Consider the following 18,587-nt stretch of genomic DNA (forward strand, 5'->3'; position numbering starts at 1 on the left):
GCAGAGCTTCCCATCTGATCTAATTGCCATTTGGATAAAACAATACCCGATTCGAGCTGCCCACTCAATCATTGAAACAACACCTTTCCGCCACCCTCATTGCCGCCTCCAGTTCATTACATCCAAACTCCCGCATAATCTGCATCCGCTCCGCCTTCTCGTGTTTCTCCGTCATCCCCAGCGCCAGCCACAGGGCAGGGGATACCACCCGGAACAGCGCTTCCACATGCGGCGAAAGTACTACGCCTTCGGTATATTTCCCCGGTGCCTTGGTGGCGCTGAGCAGGAGTTGGCGCTGTTCTGGCGTCAGGGATTTAAAGCGGCTGACCTGCTCGACTTCTTCCGGCGGCATCACCAGCAGTTCCCACCACTCGATCATATTGAGCAGCTTTTTTGCATCATCCGGGAAGTCGCTCAGGTTCTGCGTTGCCAGCCAAAGCCAGATCCCCAGCTTGCGCCACATCTTCGAGCCTTTGGTCAGAAACCGCGCCAGTAGCGGATTGACGGTGATGATATGCGCCTCATCGGTAATATTGACGATGGGCCGGGCCAGATGCTGGTCACGTTCGCCAAGGTTGTTGATATGGTTAATCAGTGAGATGTAGGCGATCGCCAGCTGTGCTTCGTACCCTTCGCGAGCAAACATCGCCAGATCCACCAGGGTGATATCTACCTCCGGCCACGCCTCGCCCTCGCGGTTAAACAGCTCCCCTTCAAACCCGGAGCAGAACATATTCATTGCTTCGCCCATCTCCCACAGCCGATTACGGCGGGACTCCGGTAGCGCTGCATCCTGCGCCAGTGTGAATAGTGCGTCGCGGATATCCTGTGTCAGCGTTTGTCTTTTTTCTCGGGCGGTGAACCGGGCGGCGTGCAGAATCGCTTCGCGAATTAATGCCCGGTCAGAACGGGTGAGCCGGGCATCCTCTTTTAGTTCACCGCCGGTGATCATCAGGCGGGCCGTGATCTCCATCTCGCCCAGCAGATCGCGCTGTTCGTTGTCGGTATCTTCGGGATCGTCATCATTCGGTTCTGCTGAAGGTACATCGCTTTCCGCCAGTTTCCACGCATCGGCAAACAGCGGCAGCGTGATGCCGGAGCCGGGTTTCAGGCTGATTTTATTCACCGTCAGGCCATGCTCGCGGGCGTAATCGGCCATCAGTCCGAACGAGTTGCCCGCCTCGACGATAAACAGACGTGGACGATGCAGCGCCATCAGTTGCGCGATTTTGGCGTTCAGGGTGGCGGATTTGCCTGCGCCGGTCGGGCCGAGCAGCAGCAGGTGGCCGTTCTGGGCGCGGTCCTCGCGGTTGAGCGGATCCCAGCACAGCATCCCGCCTCCCCGGTTAAAGTAGCTGACGCCCGGATGCCCGGTTCCGCTCTCGCGGCCAAACAGCGGCAGCAGGTTGGCGAGATGCTGTACGAAGCTGAAGCGGGTGTAGAGCTGGCGCTTGTCCCGAGCCGGGTCGAAGCACATCGGCAGCCAGCGCAGCCACGAACTGAGCGGGGCGAGTTCGTCATTCTCCTGTACCGGAACCATACCCGCATTCAGCAGCAGGCTGTTCAGGCTGCGCACACGCCGGGTCAGTTCGCCGTTATCCGGGGCGGAAAGATAAAACGCCAGCGCGCTGCGGTAGAGTTTGTGGCCGTCTTTCAGCCAGTGACGCACCTCCTGACAGTCTTTTTTTGTGTACTCCGATTCTACGTTCTCGCCGATGGCGCGATCGCTGAGGTGGCTTAAATGTTCCTCCAGCCGATCCTGTGGCCAGACGACGATTGCCAGCGCCATAATCACCCCTTCCGGCAGCAGGTCGAACAGCGCGTTAATGCCGTCACCGCGTGCGGATTCTCCGGTCATATGGCCGACGGTGGGCGGTTTGCGCAGCCGGTCCAGCACGATGACTTTATGCGGACGCTGGTCGAACAGCCATGTTCCCTGCGTAGCCTGCGAGCGGGGTTCACTACACAGCAGGCTCTCGGCAAAGTCGTGCAGCTCCGGCGTGTCATCCTGCTGCGCCATTTGTTGCCAGAACTGCCGGGGCGAGTCGGCTATCTCTGGGGCGGGGTTGAACCAGCGCAGCAGCCAGTGGCGAATAGCCTCACATTCCAGTCTGTGGGCGTGAATGCCTGCGCCCGCCAGCGCGGAGACCATCCGTTCGCAAACGGTGTTCAGCGCCTCTTCCGGGGAGTCTTCCAGCGAATCGCGGGATTTATTGGGTAGCCAGCGGTAGACCACCATTCGCGTGTGGCGCTGCTGCGCACGCCAGCGGGTATGGCTGACGGCATCGTCCAGAAAATAGCCTTCCGGGCGGGAGACCGCCTGCAAGTGGCGTTCCATCTCGTTCAGCCAGGCTCGTGTAAAGTCAGAGTCTCTTGCTTCCGGTACTGCGTAACCATGCAGTGCAGCCAGCCAGTTTGCGGTGTCGTCCTCATCCTGACAATAAAACTGCACCACCCACGGATGGCGGTCGTATTCCGTGAAGCTGTCCTGAAGCGCGTCCTTCAGGATATCGCGTAATTCTTCCAGCCGTGCCGGAGAGCGGCCTTCGGTGCCGAACGGCGTGATGTCATACACCGCGCCGACCGAGCGCCCGTCATCCAGCAGCAACGTTTTGCTTTCCGGCTGGTACTCCACCCACGGCAGAAAATCGACGAACGACGCGCCTTTCTGGTACAGGCTGTCCACCGTTCGTTCGGTCAGGGTGCCGCTGCGCATCATCACAGCGGATCGGTCCGCTCGCCGGGCATGGCGTATTGTACCCGGTTATAGAAGGGGAAGACGGTGGTATAGCCCGGTACCGGGACGCCTTCACTGCCTGCCAGATGAGGGAAGATATACATCTCCAGATCCGGATTCGGCAGTCGCCGGAACAGCGTCTGAGCGGCATTGCCGTCGCTGCGTGTGGTCTGCTGCTGTTGCGCGGTCAGCGTGGCGTCATCCAGTGGGCGACGCAGGACTGAGCGTGCATCGTACAGCGCCTGCGCATCGTTATTCTGTCGGCCCCAGATGTTCAGCATGGTGGTGTTTTCATCCACCGGCAACAGGGTTTTCTGGTCGGTGCTACAGGCGGTCAGCAGCAGCGATAACAGCAAAATCAGCATACGCATCAGTCCAGATCTCCAGTGCGATCGCCCGACGTGCGGTAGTTCACCCGCCGTCCGTTGGGCTCGTAGTCGATGGCGAGTTGGCGGGTGATATGGATGGCAACGGCCTGGCCGGGTGGTACATAAATGGCATCGAACATCTGGCCGTAGCGCTGCTTAAACCAGTCGGCGCTCTCTTTCAGACCGCCGCCCAGCGCCTGGCCGAGTACGTACTGCCCGCTGTCGCCCGTCAGCGCGGTGGTGATGGAGCCATCCTCCACGGTGGAGGTGGTCTGATTGTTTGCCAGCGCCTGCGCGGCGGCGGACGATCCGGCCAGCAGGAACTGCGAGCCGATATATTCGGCGGCGTTGGATTTACGTTCGCCGGGGATGCAGGGCAGGCCGTGAGGATCGGACAGCCAGCCGATGTTGCCTTCCGTGCCGCTTCCGGTTTTATCGCCTTCGGCGGGGAGTGTGCGCACCGTGCCGTCGCGAAAGACAAAGGTGATTGACGTTAAATTGCCGCGCACGCAGGAGAGCGTCCAGTCGCCGGTGGCGCTGCCGGAGATCACCGCGCCTTCAATATCGGGCAACTCGATGCCGTTGGCGGTGAGGTTATCGCGGCCAATCAGCACCTTGAACGGGTAAGGATCGGTGACGCTGCCGTTAAGCGGAATGCGCCCCAGCAGCGCAGTCATCGCCACCGAGCCGATTAACGTGCTGTTCTGCGGCAGGGTGTAGACCGGTTTGACGACGGCGGGAGGCGGTACTTCTGGTTGTGGCGCAGTGTTCTGCATCGTGGAAGGAAAGGCCAGTGCAGGTTGCAGCGGGCGACCGTTTTTATCCGTTGGCAGGGCGTCGGCGGGGGCTATCCAGCGCAGTGGTTCTCTGGAGGCCGCTTCCGGTTCATCAATCCCCAGCCCGGCCAGCGAGTCATCCGTTGCTCTGTTGCCCTTTAACTGCTGGATCTGCGTCTGTAGCGAGCTGAGCAATTCGTTTTGCTGCTCTGAGGTGTTGGTTTGCTGGCGGTTAATGGCCTCGTTGATACGGTTGTCGGTATTTTGCTCGCGTTCATGCAGGCGCTGGTTTTCCTGCTCCAGTGCGGCGTTGCTGGCTTTCACCGTTTCCAGCTCCTTGCGCCAGAGTTTCATCTGGCCGACCAGCGTGGCGACAGTATCGGCGGGCGTGTCGCCTTCAATCCCCAGCGCTTTCAGCTCGTCGTGGCTGAGGGGCGTTGCAGGCACCGAGGATTTTGACGGTGTGGTTTTGCGGTCCTGACAGGCATGAAACAGCATGACGCTGCCCGCCAGCAGAATGAGTGGCGTCAGAACCCGCAGCAGGATATTCGCCTGGAGCTTCATTTTTTCTTCTCCGGCGCAGGCTCCGGCAGAATTGCCTGTTCAGGACGATGATTGCGGGTAATGAGATAGAGCACGGTGGTGTCTTCGGCGCTGCCCGCTGGCCCCAGCCAGCGATGCTGAAAGGATGCGGCGTAAAACTGCCCCTGAAGCTGGCGCGGATCGAGTTCAAGCCGGGTGGCGCTTTTATTCTGCAGCCGGATCGCCGCCAGGTGGTAAGGATCGAGCCGCCAGCCGCCGATCGGTATGGCGTTGATGGGTAATGCAGGCAGCAGAGTGGTGATGGTTTTTGCCAGCCGCACGCCTTCGGGCTGAACGCCCGGTAAAGGCTCCACGGTGCGTAGCGGGGCATATAACGTCTGCGCGGCATAGCGGGTGAGCGCGACCGGAAGCGGTGTGGAGGGTAAGGGGGCTGGAACTGCATCAGGCTTCGCGTCAGTCGTTTTTTTCTCTTCGCGGACAATGCGCATTGGCTCCCGGATGTGCTCGCCCTTGCTGGCGGAGACGTCCAGCAAAATCAGCTCACCGTTCTCTGTGTCCTGAAGCTGTAGCCTGGTGGCGGCAAACGGCTGGCTGGCGAGTAAATACAGCGTACCGTTGCTGCTCTGGATGCGCAGTTTACCTTCCAGCGCGGCGGGGTAGCCCACCCGAACATTGCGATCGACAAAGACGATCTGCTCTTGCCCTATGTTCAAAGCCACCGGCAGCGGGATACGTTCCCACTTCACCAGCTCGACGGCGTGCAGGGGCAGGGCAACCAGCAGGATTAGCAGTGGGCGGACATTCATGGTTTAGCCGCCTCCAGCTTCTGCGGCGGCGATGAGAAGCAGTCCAGCGCCAGCCCCCACGGATTTTTTTGCTGATCGATGTTATAGCGCAGCACCTTAATGGGGTAACGGACCATCGCCCGCTTAACGGGTTCGGAGTGGAAATACTCATCGACGGTCAGATCCAGCGTCACAATCCAGTTGTCGCGGTCGAGGATCTGCACCTGCTTATCGCTGAATCCCCGACCGGGGATTTCATACACGCCACGTACCCGGTCGCGCAGCTCGCCGTTTTGCAGACGCTGGCGAAATTCGTGGTCAATCTGGCTGTAGCAGCCGGGGGTAAGGTAAGCCCGTAGCGCACTGAGGTTGCGGGGATAATCGGCCTCGCCGTTGGTCGGCCAGCGGTTGATCTGCTGAAACACTGAAAACGCGAAGGCGTACACCGTGGCGGGCGGCACTTCCCACCACGGACGCTGACTGGCGGCGCGAAGATCCGGTGACAGGTACACCGTGAGCTGGCGTGGGGCGCTGTACCAGCCGAAGCCCATGCCTGATGCCAGCAGGAATAACGCAACCAGCGCAATATGCAGGGTACGGATATGCGCATCCCGTGCGGCCAGCGCATGTTTAAAGGCGCTCATCGTCGGCTCCGGCGAATGGCCCAGACGCCATCGTGCAGGACAAAACGCTGAGTGCCGATGCCGAAGCGGGCCAGCTTTAGCTCCAGCGCCCGGTATAGCCAGCTCTCCGGGCGTCCGCGCTTCAGCCGCGCCAGCCAACGACCGCCGCAGAAGATCGCCAGCGCCCCGCCGGGCAGAGCACTGCCGGGGATAAGGCTCCAGTTGCGCCACAGTATCGCTGGAATGGCTCCTGCAATTGCGCCGATAGCCAGCCCGACAAGTAGCGCTATCAGCAGCTCGCTGACCGTCAGGCCGCGAAACATCGCAGGCTCGCGGTTCAGCCGTTCCGGGAGAAAGGGAATGGTGCTCATGGCTCACAGGATGTCCGAGGCCTGGTTGAGCAACCAGATGGTGATCACCAGCAGCACCGCACCGACGCCCGCCATTGCGCCTAAATCTTTCCACTGTTTGCGCCCGCCCTGAATTTCGGAGTAGGTGGCGATACAGTTGTTGGCGACCACCAGAAAGCCCACAGCGCAGATGCCCAGCGTCATCAGGATCACGATGTCATAGCCGTAGTTCTGCAACGTCTCCATGATGCCGTCGCCCTGACCGCGTGAGGGATCTTCCATCTCTGGCAGATCGCCATATGCAGGCAGCGCCAGGAACCATAACAGCCATCTGAAGATGCGTTTTTTCATTTTGCCTCCTGAAATCCGCTAGCTCAGTACCAGCCAGAAGCTGACCAGCAACAGTAAGATGGTTCGTCCGCCGATACTGCCCAACGCCCGCCAGCTTACCCGCGCGGTCGCCACGCCCCGGTAAGCGTCATTCAGCACCCAGACCACCCACAGCAACAGAAAGGCGCTGAACAGGCCGAGCATCACCAGACTGACAGCATCGGGTTTCACCAGGCTGGCTGCCTGGAAGGCGCTGATTTGCTCGGGGGTCATGGTGTGGTTTTCTCTTCACGGTACTGCCCAAGCCGCGTCGCCGTATCTCGCGGCTGGGCGCGGGCAGGGGTGAGGTAATGTTCAATCCCGCTACGCAGAGTGGTGATATCGCCGTGGATGCGTGGATAGTCAAAGTAGTAGCGCTCGTTGATGCCGGTTCTGGCGCTTTGCTGGGCGCGGTGGAGCGAGGCTTCGATTTGGCTAAGCTGGTTGAGGGACAGGGTTAGCTCTTCGCGCTCGGTGAGGGGGGCGGCGAGAGCGGAACTGGTAATAAACAGGCTGATGATTAATGTCGTTATTATACGCACTGAAATGATCTTCATTGTCTAGGGTTATTTAATATCCTCTTCCTAATTTGCTGGTGTTCTCATCAAGAAAATGAATATCTGATCAAAAAGTTTTGGTTGCCAAAAATCTTGAAATCTCTAACACATATTTAATTTTTAAATACAGAGCAACTTTAATTTTATTTTTCCCGCCATATATTTAATCTGGATTGTTATCGTAATATAGATGTTGACAATTTTATGATTTTATTTTCTAAGTGTGTTAAGATTATTCTGAATTTAATGTAACCATTTTAATGTTAAGGAGTTTACATGAGTCTGGCGTTAGTTATAAATAGGCTTGATGGTCATATCAATGATTTCATGAACAATAAAAATATAAATAGTGCTAGGAAAGCTGGTGAAGCTATCTGCAAGATTATTCTTGGTGACACAAACTCTGCCATTGACACAAATGTTAAATATGATCAGTTGATTTCATTATTAAACACCAAAAATACAAATTTACCTAAATTTTTCCTTAGTAAAATTCAGGCTGAATTGAGAGTGTTACAATCATATGGTAATGCTGACTCTCATGATAGCGAAGAAGCTCTTAACACAAATGATCTTGTAAGGATACAGCGAGCAATTATAGGTTTATTAGGTTATTTATTCGATAGTAAAGATGACTATAGTTTAGATTATAAAATTCCTGATTTTATTTATGGCTTATTAAATGAATCTAGTAATGGAAATGAGAACTGGCGCTGCCAACAAATAATATCTACAATATATCCAAATAGAAATGTCATTAAGAATATAAAAGATAAAGATTTTGAGTTTCATGTCGTGGAAGATGCTGATGGTCGGCACATTGCTTTTCTTGGTATTAGTCGCAATGTGAGTTTTACAGATGTATTTACTAAATCATTATCATCTGAAAACCTAGGTAAAACCGATAGTTTGACTTTTTTATTCCCTCTGGAAATTAGCAAAGCAACAGGGACTCCAGTTAAAAATAGAAAGGAGTATATTCAGAAAAAATCAAATACTTTTTTACCAAAGGATAAAAATATTAAAGTTAGTTATTATTTTTATGAGGACTATATTTGGGATAAATGCCTGCCAGCGCATATAAAATCTAACAGTGACATTGCGTTGCGTAGCGACTTTATTGATCAAAATTTGTTCAATAAAGATGAAGTACACATGAGCTTAGACTACGTTGACTCTCTTATTTATGACTATCGACTAGATAAAAAACCTTTGCATGTTATCTTCGGGCAAGGTGGAGTAGGAAAAACTACTTTTTGTGAGCAAGCTGTTCAAAGAATAAATTCTAAAATGAACGATGGGCTTAAGAAGAAAGCGATATTCATTTCATCTATTGATATAAATGATGATAACTTATCTACAATGTCAGAAATAAGTACTATTGAAGATTTATACTCTTTAGTATTTAATAGTGATGAGGATACAAAAATTGAAAAAAACAGTTTAGGGCTAAATATTAGCTGTGGAAACTTGATTATCATTATAGACGGGTTAGATGAACTAATATCAAAACTTAAAGATAAATTCAATGTAGATGGTTTTTTCGAGTCTATCCATAATTTAAATGATACCTATAGTAATTGCACTATAATAATTACGTCACGTGAGATTTCATTAGATAAATTAGATCATCAGAACTCTAACATTCTTCATCTTAAAGGATTTGATGATAGTCTGATTATTAAGTATCTTTCTAAAAGATTTAAGTCTGATAATAACCTGCTTGATAAAGCATATAAAAATATCAAGAGTATTAGTGCCTCCGGAGAGATAACCCCACTAATTATTCGTCTTGTGTCTGACTTGACTAATGAAGATGGGTCTGGAATAAATAAATTTATCGAATGTCCATACCTTGATAAAGAACAAGCTATGGATAAGGTTGTTTTATTATTAATCGGTCGTGAAATTCAAAAGCAAGTCTTAGATATGGACGGAAGTCAGTATTTTATGCTTTTGCAGTCTATTATATTTGAACATCAGGGGAGAATTAATGAGTCTGAGTTCTGTGATCAAGTTCAATACATTCTCCAAACTGGAAAAGCAAATAAAGTTTATAATTTCACGAAAGAATTTTATGATAGCTACTTAGTTTCTTCATTGCTAAGTAGAGATGGAGAAGATATTTATATAAAATATGACTCGATTGAGTTTTTGATAAAGGTGAGATATTTGACTCATGTTATTAATTCTGAAGATAATCACAAAAATGATACAACGATTAATTCTGCATTGATACAAGATTGCTTTAAAGGTGGTGTTTTAATTGAAGAGATTTCTAAATTTAAGAAAAATGACACTACCTTTGAAAAAGAAAGATTAACTTACTTGATAAATTTAGCAGAAGAAAGTCCCAGTAATAGGAAATTAATTTCCGCATTGTTATACTTATATTTCTCAACAAAGAAAGATGATAGGGTTGCTAATTCTGAACATTTGATCTCGTTGTTTAATTCTGAAAAGTTATCTAAACTCTCGATCTTCGGTGATTTTTATCCATTGGATTTTACAAATATTACTGTTGATGATGGATATTTCGATAACTTCTCTAGCCTTGGGAAGTCCTTAATTCCGCGAGGAAAAACGATATTTAATAAATGTAAGTTCGTGAATTTTAATAAAAAAGATATTAGAAAAGGTAGTGTTTATCCAGAGAATTTTAATTCTGATTGCGATTTGTGTGATGGAATTAAAATAGCAATGGATATTGCAGTTGAAGCTGATGTTAAAAAACAAGGCTTGATCGAAGATGATTTGATAAAGATTTTTAAAGTAGGTTTTAGAAATGGTTCATTTATTTGGAAGTCTATTGATGTGTATAAACAACAATGCTCCTCTCTTAAGACAAAGTATAGTTTGATGCATTTATTAGATCAGATTGAAGGTGCTGGTTTTTTAGTGAAGGAAGAAGCAAGGGCTTCATCATTATTTGGTTATAAAGTAAATGTTGGACGCATACAGGAAGTAAAGGATTTTGTGACTCAGAGAATAATCAGTGCTTCGGTTTCTAATTTGATTGAAAAACTGGATTCTTAATTTTAAGAACTGATTTTTTATTTCTTATCGCCATTCTCAAGGATGGCGATTTTTCCTTGAAATATTTCCATCAGAATTTTTGTAGGTTAATTTTGTTATAAAATTTTTCTAAACAGCCAAATAGCTATAGATACAGATATTGAAGTAATAATTATTCCGGGTACTAATGTATATTTCGGTAAGATAAAAACCGGCATCGCCAGCCACACCACTCCCGTTGCCGCTAGGTTGGGGCCGATCATTCGCCTAGCATGGTGATAAACAAAACCGGACTCATGGCCTGCGCCGAACCGCCGTAAGTCGCGTCTTACCAGCCCGTCGATAAGGCCAATGGTAATGGTGAGTGCAAACAGCGGCAGAGCCTGTAACAAAATCGCCAGCCGCAGTAAAAAGGTGAGGGTGACGTTACCCGCAGACAGTAACGCGCAGCGGATCACTGTAGTGACCGTCTCTGTCCAGAACAACCCGCTTTGCCCGTTGAGAGAAGCAATCAGCGCCGCGAGTCCTTGCTGCAACACACCACTGACAATCGCCAGATTTTCTACTAACCACACCGGTGCGCCAGCGGAACTCCGCCACCACTGCCATGTTGACTTCAATACCTGTTCACTATGGCTGGCGCAGGCGTTCCGCCAGAAAAACACATCACCCAGCCACTCCAGCGCTATCGCCAGCATCCATGTGCCGAGACAAAAGCCAACCAGTACGCCGGGTAATAATGCGAGCCAGCCGAGCAATCCGGGGTGTCGCACAGGGTGTGGCGCATGGTCGGGCATCAGTGCAGCGGTAGCGTAATGTAGCGGCAGAGGAACCGAGCCTCGTGCGTGTCATCAAGTCGTATCTGAAAAATGTCGTGTTCGCCCTGTGGCGACGTAGCTTCGCGCCATGCCTGAAAGCCCTGCAAATTCATCCGGGCGATAATCTGGTCGGGTGTTTCTCCCTGCGTCAGCGCTTCCACCGCCTGTTGTAGGGGAAGGGGCAGCGTTTGCGCAGGCCACATCACTTCAACGCTGACGAGCTGGCGGTGTGTCCAGGGTGTCATCGGTCAGTTTCTCCGTGGTTTCGCTGTCGTTCAGCCATAAAATAGGGTCGTTTTTCGCCGTTACAACTGCCTCCGGGCGGTTCCACCATACGGGAGCGCTGTCGTATTGTTTTTCCATATCACGGGCTATTTGCGCGATGCTCTCCGGCATCAGCGGATCGTGCGCGGTATCCGGTAACGGGATACGTAATTTCCAGAGCTGGCCGCCTTCCAGCAGGGCGAACGCCTGACCTTTGGGGAGCTGGACCAGTGAGGCGGGTTCCAGTAGCGGCACCTGAACGCTGCTCACTCGATCCTGGGTGTTGCTGGAAAATCCGATATTGCCCTGCGCGTCGGCGCTGTCGGTGACGCCGGAACTGACGCTGTTGCTGAGCACGTCTACCTGCGGCAGTTGTCTGGTCAGCAGTTCGGCGGTGGCGGTTTCCCGTACCCGCATCATGATCAGGCTGTTGAAGTTGCCGACCACCTGGCCCGCTTTGGCGCGATCGCCGATTCGGGCCTCGATATCAGAGAGCGTCTGGGTATAGGCCGTGACCTGTACGCCCGCGCCGCCGCCTTTGTTGATCAATGGAATAAATTCATCGCCCATCAGTTCGCTGAACTCATCGCAGTGCAGGTTGATGGCCGCTTTTTCTTCCGCCTGCGGCAGGCCATCCATCACGCCGTGTTTGTAGATATGCCCGGCGACGCTGACCAGATCGGCGAACATCGAGTTGCCGACAGCGGCGGCAATCTCGGCATCGGACAATGCATCCAGCCCGATGTAGACAATCGCCCGCTGGCGAATGGCCTGCTGCCAGTCGAACACCGGGCGCGGGTCGTTGAGATCGCCGTAGTCCGGGGCCAGCAGTTGGGCAATTTTCCCGGTGGTCAGTTTTTCCAGCAGCGGCAGCAGCGAGGCGACGATCTTATCGAAATAGGTTTTGTCGTAGCGCACGGCAGAACGCAGGCCATCGAGGATCGGGTCATGCAGTCGGGTGGTGGAAAGGTACTGCTCCAGCGCGACGACGTAGCTGTCCCGTCCCTGAAGATTTCGCGGCGTGTTTTTCTCGGTGATGCCTCCGGCAATCCGTACTACGTCGTCCCATGCCTGACGGTCGTGACCGGGCAGGAAGACGCGGGCGTAGTCGATAAACAGTTCGTCGATGTTGATAACGTGGCGGGTGATGCGGGCATAATCCGGGCGCTGGCCCAGCGCTACCAGGGCGCGGGTGATGATGTTGACGAAGCGCCACGCGAACTCGCGGAAGGCGGCGGAGTTGCCTTCAGTGGAAAGCTGTCCGGCGATGCGGCTGGCAACCTCCGAGATGCGGCCAAAGCGTCCGACGGCGTTGTAGCGGGCGGAAATTTCCGGCCAGCCGAGATGGAACAGCCAGAAGACACTTTCCCGTCCGGCACGGTGCGCCTCTGCCCATATGCGCCGCAGCAGGTCGGCGTCACCCTTGGGGTCGAAAATAATCACCGTTTCACCACGGCGAATATCCTGGGCAATCAGCAGTTCCGCCAGTCGGGTTTTACCGACGCGGGTAGTGCCGAGGACCAGCGTATGCCCCGGTCGATCGCGCAGCGGCAGCGTAACGCGGCCTTCGTGCAACTCCACGCCGTGCAGCAACGGATCACCGCCGCTGGTAGAAGGACGATCCGTGCGCAGCCAGTGCTCACATTGCGGCAGGCGACACAGATACAGCCGTTGGGTATGCGTGGGTAGCCAGCGAAAGCCGCGCCCGAGAAAAAGGGCGTCGGGTAACAGCGGGATACGGCAGGCAGAGAGCGTCCAGAATGGAAGATGACGCACGCGACGGCGAAAGCGCAGGATGCGGAGCCCCTGCTTTAGCCGCAGGGTAGAAAGTGCAAGGAATGCCAGCGCCAGCAACCAGCCGTAATAAGGCGTCAGCAGCAGCGTCTGTGGAGCCACTAGGCACCATAATGCCGCCAGCAGGGCCGCACTGGCGCTGTAAAGCTCCACCGCTGGGCGCAGAATAAAATCGAGCCTCACTGTGCCAGCCCCTTGTCGGTAATCAGCACCGGATAGGCGCTGATGGGCAGGTGTTTTGCCATATCGTCGGCGCTGACGGGCAGCAGCGTTAACGCTGGAGCGATGGCCCGCAGGGCATTCAACCGCGCCAGCGTGGCGACGTTCACGACCAGCCCGGTGGCGTGCAGGGTTTTTAATGCGTCCCGGTGCTGGCGCAGCCATTCTGTGGACAGCGGATCGTCGCCGATTAAAAACAGCGGCGTCATTCCCGGCAGGCTCAGCGCCAGACGGGGTTGCTGACCGGGATGCAGATTGTGGGTGACGACTGGCAGTAACCGGGCTTCGTCCAGCGCCTGCATGGGAACGGCAGGCCCGGCAATCGCGGCGGCAGTAAACAACAGCATGGCTGGAATAAGGTGTTTCATGGCGACGTCCCTGATGCGGAGATCAGCCGTATTTGCTGGCTGATCTTCTGGCGGTAGACGGCGGCAGGCTTGCCTCCGGCGGGATGGTGGTAGCGGGCGGCGGCGTCCAGCCAGCTTCCGGGGGATGCGTTGTAGTGCTGACGCAGCAGCAGGGCGGTGACGGTGAGATTGTCCGTCGGATCAAAACTGGCGCACAGTGAGGGGAACCGCTGGCCGTTCCAGCCGAGATTAATCTGCCCCAGCCCGGCGTCGATGCGTTTCAGGCTGCGGGTACGGGCGAAGTCCAGCAACGCCCGGCAGGCTGAAGAACGGCTGGGGTAACGGTAGCCGGTTCCGGCAATATTCAGCGTCCACGGCCACGGATGCAGCCCCTGCGCGAGTCGGGAGCCGCTTTCCGCGCGGGCCACCGCGTAGAGTAGTTCTGCCGGAACCTGCTGCTGGCGGGCGATTTGCGCATACAGCGGTGGTACGGCGCAGGCGTGGGCGCTGATAAGCAGGCCGACTATCAGGGAGCAGAGACGGGACGCCATTGCTCCCCCTGTTGTTCCAGCAATAACGGCAGTTTTCCGCCGCCGAGACGTTGCCAGCGTCCGTTATCGTGATTAAGCGTTATCTGCCCGCGTTCGACTTTGCGCATATCAATATGCTGGCGCTGCGCCCAGCGTTGCAGGCTGGCATCGTTGTTACGGCTGTTGACCAGCCAGATATCCAGCGGGCGGTCATCGTTGATAAGCCTCTGCGCCAGCGTCTCGCAGGCCGGGCATTTTTCGCTAACGAACAGCGCCAGACGTGGCTGGACGACGCTACGGATGGGCGTCAGCGTCGGGTAAATCCGCTTCCATGCCTGGTCGTAGGCACGCTGGAATGCCAGTTCTTTCTCCACCCGCTGATGCTCTTTACGGGCCAGCAGCTCGGCGAAGCGCTGGCGTTCGGTATCGCTGTTAGCTTCCACGCCGAGGGTGGTAAGGGGATCGAGCCCCGGCGACCAGATGCCGCGCTCGCCCTGACGCAGTTGCTGGTAGCGCTGCCATTCGCTGTCTGTCAGCCCCCACTGCTGCGCCTGCGTGTGGGTGATGGCCTGTTCTTCAATACGGGTTTGCTGCGGGCTGGCAAACAGCGGCAGTAGCAGAAGGCACAGCAACAGGTATCTGCGCATTGCGGTTTATCCTCCGGCGTTCAGCGTCAACCGCTGCCCGCCTTTACGGAAAGTGGCGTGACTGCCGTCCAGTTGCAGCAGTTGCCAGCCCTGCACGCTGTCGCCGGGGGCCACAAGCTGAAGCTGTGAGAGCGAGTGATAGCCGGATGGCGCGATGACGGCGAACTGCCGCCCGGCGCGGAACTCGCTGCTGATAAGAGAAAAAGGGGCCTTTGCGGCCCAAAGCGGAGAGGGGACGGGACGTTTTGCCGTGGCGCGGCTGCGCGTGGCGGTCTGTTGTTGCAGGTGTTGATAACTGGCGCTCAGGGTCTGGACCTGTCTCTCCAGCGCATTGATCTGTTCGTTAATGGGGTGAAGTCGTTCGGCCTGATCGCTGGCGGCATCGTTAAGCTGTTTAGCAAGGGTTTCTGTGCGTCCGGTAATGTTTTTTACGGCAACCTCCAGCTCGCGATAATTGCTGTCTGGCTGTGGCTGGTCGTGCCATTGCGCCATCTGGCGTTGTGTCTGTTGTTGCGCCAGCGTCAGGGTGTTCAGACGGTTGACGCACCAGAACACCGCCGCTGCCAGTAGCAGGAGAGCAGCGCCGGTTGTCAGGTAAGCCAGACGTTTAAGCATGATGGTCTCCCGTTCCCGGTATGTTCAGGTGAAAACAGACTTCGCGGTTCAGTACGTCGGTCTGCATCAGCCAGCCCGGTCCGGCTAGCGTTTTCAGCACCTCTTCCAGTCGCATCGGGCCGAGCCGGTATTGCGAAAGCGGCAGCGGTTTTCCAGCCAGAAACTGCGTTGGATGGTCATCGACGCACAGGCTGTAGCCGCTCTGTTTCAGCAGCCAGGTAAAGGCGTCGCCCACGGTGAGCTTCAGGTTCAGCGGCAGGTTAATGTTGACTATCTGGTGTAGCGGGTTGCGCTGGGCTTCGTCGGGGTGGGTGTTGATCAACAGGTAACGGTCATAGCGCACGACTTCAGGTGCGGGCGGCGTTGCGGGTTTTTGTGCAGGCGCAACGGGCTGTTGGGGCGTAGTGCAGCCGCCCAGCATCAGCAGTGTGATAACCCATCCTGTTATTCGCGCCATTGTCTCTCTGAATCTTGTGAGGAATAGCCTGAGGGTGCGCAATGGTGAGAAGTCAGACAATGTGAAATCGTTTTTCGGTTGTGAAAGAAAGACGCCCTGAGTGGGCGTCGCAATGAAGATTCAGGCGGCATCAGCTTCTGCCTCTGCTTCCTGATTTCCGGCCTGCCAGACGACTTCACCGTCAATTTTGACAAGACCAATATAGAGCAGCCGGGCTTTCAGGCTGACGCCCGTTTCGCCTTTACGCTCGCCTTTGCTGTAGGTGAACATATCGACGTATAAATCGCCCAACCGGAAGTGGATCAGCACCTTGCGCTTTTCATTGACCGCCTGCTCGCAGCGGGCAATCAGCTTACGTGCTTCGCTACCGGTGACTTTGCAGTCAAAGCGGACATAGTCCACGTCATCGGCAGCCCCGCTTAATGCGGCAATGTCACAACATAAAAAGGGTTCGCCGCGTTTTGGGGTGACGGTGCGGACACGGTTTACGTAACCCAGACCGCTGGTGTACAGATTGAAGTAAGTTTTCTCGCTCATAGGATCCTCCCGCGTGGCTGAACGCGGCGCTTGGTGATATGCAGAGTGCATCGGGTGAAAGGGATGCGCCTGTGTGATGCTGCGCAATTAAAAGGATTTGGAACCACGCCTTACGGCGGGTAGCGTGCAGGTTCCGGCTACCAGGTAAGCAAGGGGATTTAAACGAGGGGGAAGGGAAATTGCGAGGCGATATTCTGTTTGCTGCACCTTAAATATTGTGTTCCGTGCGGAGGCTGTTAAGGTGCAGCGGGCTGAAGGGGTCACTGCCCGCGTAGGGTTACGCGCGATTTCTGTCAGCAGTGTAAATCGCAAAAACTGGCGCTTGCGCACAAACGGATCCCGTTGTTATCCGGTGGGCGCCGGAAAAATGCAGGAGGTCCGGGCGGATAGCGAGACGGCTGTCGCCTGGCTATCCGCCCGGAATGATACTGAACAGGAGCGTAAAGGGTGTTTTGCGCGACGGGAGTGTCACGAGCGCGAACCAGCAAAACATGCCGCGCTGTTGGGAGTGCATCGAGAGTAATCGCGCAGCCGCTTAGTGTCGTGCTGCAATTCATGTCCTGCGTCAGCTATTTTGCCGCCCCTGATACAGCATTTCTGCCTGGTTCATCTTTTCCTGACACTCATGCGCCTGGCGGATGATGAAGGTCAGTACCGACATCTGCATATTGAAAACGATGCGATCCCGCTCGATTTCCAGCAAGGCATCTCTGGCACGTTGCGGGATTTTGGGATCGCCAATCAGGTTGCAGAATGCCGGGGTGCCGGATTTGTTGTTTTGCTGGTTCCGCCAGCGCAGGAAGTTTGCACCGGACGGTGCCGGTCCGATGGTGAATATCAGCGGAAGCTGGCGCACAGGGTAGCGTCTGGCGCTCTGGATCAGGCGTTGCATCAATGGTTCCATCATCTCGCGCACGCTTTGGGCGTTGCTCTCCAGCAGCTCAAGCTCCCCCTTACTCTTAAAAGGCTTTAAAAGGCCTTTTAGCGAGGAGACGTAAGCCAGCATTTTATAGTCTTCATCAGCCAGCGACTGATAGCCGGTTATGGGGTTATTCATCATCGGCAACTCCGGGATTTTCGGCCTTGCCAGGCAATGGTGATGAAAACGATGAGCGCAGCTTGCCGCTCAGTATCGCTTCCGGTAGCGGGCCTAAACGTTCAATGGCGGCTCTGGCCTGCGGCGTATCGTCGATAAAATCCTGACGGGTCAGCCCGGAGCCGTGATATTTCTGCGCCAGACCGAAGGCGCTGCGAATAACCGTTGCGCCATTATTTAACCGGTTGTGCATCTCCCTGCGGAAGATGACGGCGATATGAGAGGCCAGCAGAAGCTGGCGTGCGAGCTGGTCGAAGTCGGTCAGCAGATAAACACCCTGATAGGCCAGCGGGGCGTTGATAAACAGCGGAAAGCGGGCAGGCTGAACATTGAAGCAGGTTTCAATATCGATGCCTTCTGGCAATTCGCTGAACATGGCTTTTGCCTGATCCAGCATCACTTGCATCAACTTACGCGACTGCGCCAGTTTCTCTTCCATACGCAGCATCCACAGATCGGCGTAAGGATCGTTATGTTCTGCGGCAATGCGCATCTGATTAAGGATTTCGATAAAGCGCGGCATTCCAATGATTGGCGCAGGGCCGTTCTCGGTCGCCCGTCGCCCGGTCCACAGCCGGGTGGCATTGTGGGTATGAAGCTGAATATGGATCGCACTACGCAGGGGACCCATGTTGAAGGTGTAGTCCGACATATCTGTTTCCTGTTGCGGGTGGGTGTCAGCGCAGAGTGATGGCGTGAGGGGTTGTGAGCAATGGGAAAACGAAAACGCAGGCAGGAAGATTGTTTGCTGGAAATTTTGATACCACTGGCATCACCCTTTTGCCTATTGGTTTGTTTAGATTGATAGGTACTGGTGTGATGCCAGTGACATCAATCCCCATGACATCTTGCTGATTTATCAGAGGCAATTTTTGTTCCGGGTTTAGCTTAGACCTTGGAATATCCTATAAAATGTTTTCTGGTCGTTTTCCGCTCAACTTCTGATGGGAGTTTGTTACCTGTTTTATAAGCAAGTGATTGAGAAAAAGAGTCTGTCTAACTTGACCTGGTTAATTACCTTTCAACGGAGCTATTATTTCTTTAAACCTGATCAGTTCATCGAACTGTTAAAATTCATTTTGTCGAAGCCTAAAGTGAAATTGGAGATAGGGTAGCTGGACGAATTTTAGTTTATGTGAC

The 18,587-nt window shown here is 54.0% G+C and carries 21 protein-coding genes and 1 pseudogene; 2 read left to right on the forward strand and 20 right to left on the reverse strand.

What is annotated here, in order from left to right:
- Nucleotides 1-64: 64 nt before the first annotated feature.
- From L379_RS19900 to L379_RS19860, 9 genes are read right to left on the reverse strand one after another with little or no spacing between them, the layout of a single operon-like run.
- Nucleotides 65-2,719 (reverse strand): conjugative transfer ATPase, encoded by a 2,655-nt coding sequence (locus L379_RS19900; RefSeq protein WP_032652398.1) that lies wholly within the window; start codon nucleotides 2,717-2,719, stop codon nucleotides 65-67.
- Nucleotides 2,719-3,108 (reverse strand): TIGR03751 family conjugal transfer lipoprotein, encoded by a 390-nt coding sequence (locus L379_RS19895; protein ID WP_032652399.1) that lies wholly within the window; start codon nucleotides 3,106-3,108, stop codon nucleotides 2,719-2,721. Before L379_RS19895 ends, L379_RS19900 begins: the two co-directional genes overlap by 1 nt.
- A complete protein-coding gene (locus L379_RS19890; RefSeq protein ID WP_032652407.1) occupies nucleotides 3,108-4,445 on the reverse strand; it encodes a TIGR03752 family integrating conjugative element protein in 1,338 nt (445 codons plus the stop codon). Before L379_RS19890 ends, L379_RS19895 begins: the two co-directional genes overlap by 1 nt.
- Entirely contained in the window at nucleotides 4,442-5,230 is a 789-nt protein-coding gene (locus L379_RS19885) for a TIGR03749 family integrating conjugative element protein (protein ID WP_032652410.1), read from the reverse strand. Before L379_RS19885 ends, L379_RS19890 begins: the two co-directional genes overlap by 4 nt.
- On the reverse strand, nucleotides 5,227-5,853 hold the full coding sequence (locus L379_RS19880) for a PFL_4703 family integrating conjugative element protein (protein WP_032652411.1): 627 nt from the start codon (nucleotides 5,851-5,853) through the stop codon (nucleotides 5,227-5,229). Before L379_RS19880 ends, L379_RS19885 begins: the two co-directional genes overlap by 4 nt.
- Entirely contained in the window at nucleotides 5,850-6,203 is a 354-nt protein-coding gene (locus L379_RS25545; RefSeq protein WP_032652413.1) for a TIGR03750 family conjugal transfer protein, read from the reverse strand. Before L379_RS25545 ends, L379_RS19880 begins: the two co-directional genes overlap by 4 nt.
- A gap of 3 nt (nucleotides 6,204-6,206) precedes the next feature.
- Nucleotides 6,207-6,533: a TIGR03745 family integrating conjugative element membrane protein gene (locus tag L379_RS25550; RefSeq protein ID WP_032652414.1), complete on the reverse strand. Its 327-nt coding sequence runs from the start codon at nucleotides 6,531-6,533 to the stop codon at nucleotides 6,207-6,209.
- Nucleotides 6,534-6,551: 18 nt separating this feature from the next.
- Nucleotides 6,552-6,785, reverse strand: coding sequence for a TIGR03758 family integrating conjugative element protein (locus tag L379_RS19865; RefSeq protein ID WP_000187177.1), 234 nt, complete (start codon nucleotides 6,783-6,785; stop codon nucleotides 6,552-6,554).
- Nucleotides 6,782-7,093, reverse strand: a complete 312-nt coding sequence (locus tag L379_RS19860) for an integrative conjugative element protein, RAQPRD family (protein ID WP_080473520.1) — start codon at nucleotides 7,091-7,093, stop codon at nucleotides 6,782-6,784. Before L379_RS19860 ends, L379_RS19865 begins: the two co-directional genes overlap by 4 nt.
- A gap of 1,170 nt (nucleotides 7,094-8,263) precedes the next feature.
- On the opposite strand from L379_RS19860, the gene L379_RS19855 reads away from it, so the two are divergent.
- On the forward strand, nucleotides 8,264-10,144 hold the full coding sequence (locus tag L379_RS19855) for an NACHT domain-containing protein (RefSeq protein ID WP_369797641.1): 1,881 nt from the start codon (nucleotides 8,264-8,266) through the stop codon (nucleotides 10,142-10,144).
- A 95-nt stretch (nucleotides 10,145-10,239) separates the two neighbouring features.
- On the opposite strand, the gene L379_RS19850 is transcribed toward L379_RS19855, so the two are convergent.
- The 11 genes from L379_RS19850 to L379_RS19800 form a co-directional block, all read right to left on the reverse strand.
- Complete coding sequence (locus L379_RS19850) at nucleotides 10,240-10,920, reverse strand: TIGR03747 family integrating conjugative element membrane protein (protein ID WP_032652419.1); 681 nt, start codon at nucleotides 10,918-10,920, stop codon at nucleotides 10,240-10,242.
- Nucleotides 10,920-11,186, reverse strand: coding sequence for a hypothetical protein (locus L379_RS19845; protein ID WP_032652420.1), 267 nt, complete (start codon nucleotides 11,184-11,186; stop codon nucleotides 10,920-10,922). Before L379_RS19845 ends, L379_RS19850 begins: the two co-directional genes overlap by 1 nt.
- Nucleotides 11,149-13,182 carry a type IV conjugative transfer system coupling protein TraD gene (traD, locus tag L379_RS19840; protein WP_032652421.1) on the reverse strand — a complete coding sequence of 678 codons (2,034 nt, stop codon included), beginning with the start codon at nucleotides 13,180-13,182 and terminating at the stop codon, nucleotides 11,149-11,151. Before traD ends, L379_RS19845 begins: the two co-directional genes overlap by 38 nt.
- On the reverse strand, nucleotides 13,179-13,586 hold the full coding sequence (locus L379_RS19835) for an integrating conjugative element protein (protein WP_050597026.1): 408 nt from the start codon (nucleotides 13,584-13,586) through the stop codon (nucleotides 13,179-13,181). The genes traD and L379_RS19835 overlap by 4 nt, the downstream gene beginning before the upstream one ends.
- A complete protein-coding gene (locus tag L379_RS19830; protein ID WP_032652422.1) occupies nucleotides 13,583-14,116 on the reverse strand; it encodes a lysozyme family protein in 534 nt (177 codons plus the stop codon). Before L379_RS19830 ends, L379_RS19835 begins: the two co-directional genes overlap by 4 nt.
- A complete protein-coding gene (locus tag L379_RS19825; RefSeq protein WP_032652424.1) occupies nucleotides 14,092-14,742 on the reverse strand; it encodes a TIGR03759 family integrating conjugative element protein in 651 nt (216 codons plus the stop codon). Before L379_RS19825 ends, L379_RS19830 begins: the two co-directional genes overlap by 25 nt.
- Nucleotides 14,743-14,748: 6 nt before the next feature.
- On the reverse strand, nucleotides 14,749-15,357 hold the full coding sequence (locus L379_RS19820) for a hypothetical protein (RefSeq protein WP_032652425.1): 609 nt from the start codon (nucleotides 15,355-15,357) through the stop codon (nucleotides 14,749-14,751).
- Entirely contained in the window at nucleotides 15,350-15,814 is a 465-nt protein-coding gene (locus tag L379_RS19815; RefSeq protein WP_032652426.1) for a PFGI-1 class ICE element type IV pilus protein PilL2, read from the reverse strand. The genes L379_RS19820 and L379_RS19815 overlap by 8 nt, the downstream gene beginning before the upstream one ends.
- 120 nt (nucleotides 15,815-15,934) lie before the next feature.
- Nucleotides 15,935-16,351: an STY4534 family ICE replication protein gene (locus tag L379_RS19810; protein ID WP_001291902.1), complete on the reverse strand. Its 417-nt coding sequence runs from the start codon at nucleotides 16,349-16,351 to the stop codon at nucleotides 15,935-15,937.
- Between the two features lie 565 nt (nucleotides 16,352-16,916).
- Complete coding sequence (locus L379_RS19805) at nucleotides 16,917-17,411, reverse strand: DUF3158 family protein (RefSeq protein WP_032652427.1); 495 nt, start codon at nucleotides 17,409-17,411, stop codon at nucleotides 16,917-16,919.
- Nucleotides 17,401-18,099: a PFL_4669 family integrating conjugative element protein gene (locus tag L379_RS19800; protein WP_032652429.1), complete on the reverse strand. Its 699-nt coding sequence runs from the start codon at nucleotides 18,097-18,099 to the stop codon at nucleotides 17,401-17,403. Before L379_RS19800 ends, L379_RS19805 begins: the two co-directional genes overlap by 11 nt.
- A gap of 361 nt (nucleotides 18,100-18,460) precedes the next feature.
- Here L379_RS19800 and L379_RS26230 point away from each other — a divergent pair.
- Nucleotides 18,461-18,562: pseudogene (locus L379_RS26230) on the forward strand (cyclic diguanylate phosphodiesterase (EAL) domain protein); the annotation flags it as partial.
- Nucleotides 18,563-18,587 lie beyond the last annotated feature (25 nt).

Source organism: Enterobacter sp. MGH 33 (assembly GCF_000534535.1).
Lineage (GTDB): Bacteria > Pseudomonadota > Gammaproteobacteria > Enterobacterales > Enterobacteriaceae > Enterobacter > Enterobacter hormaechei_C.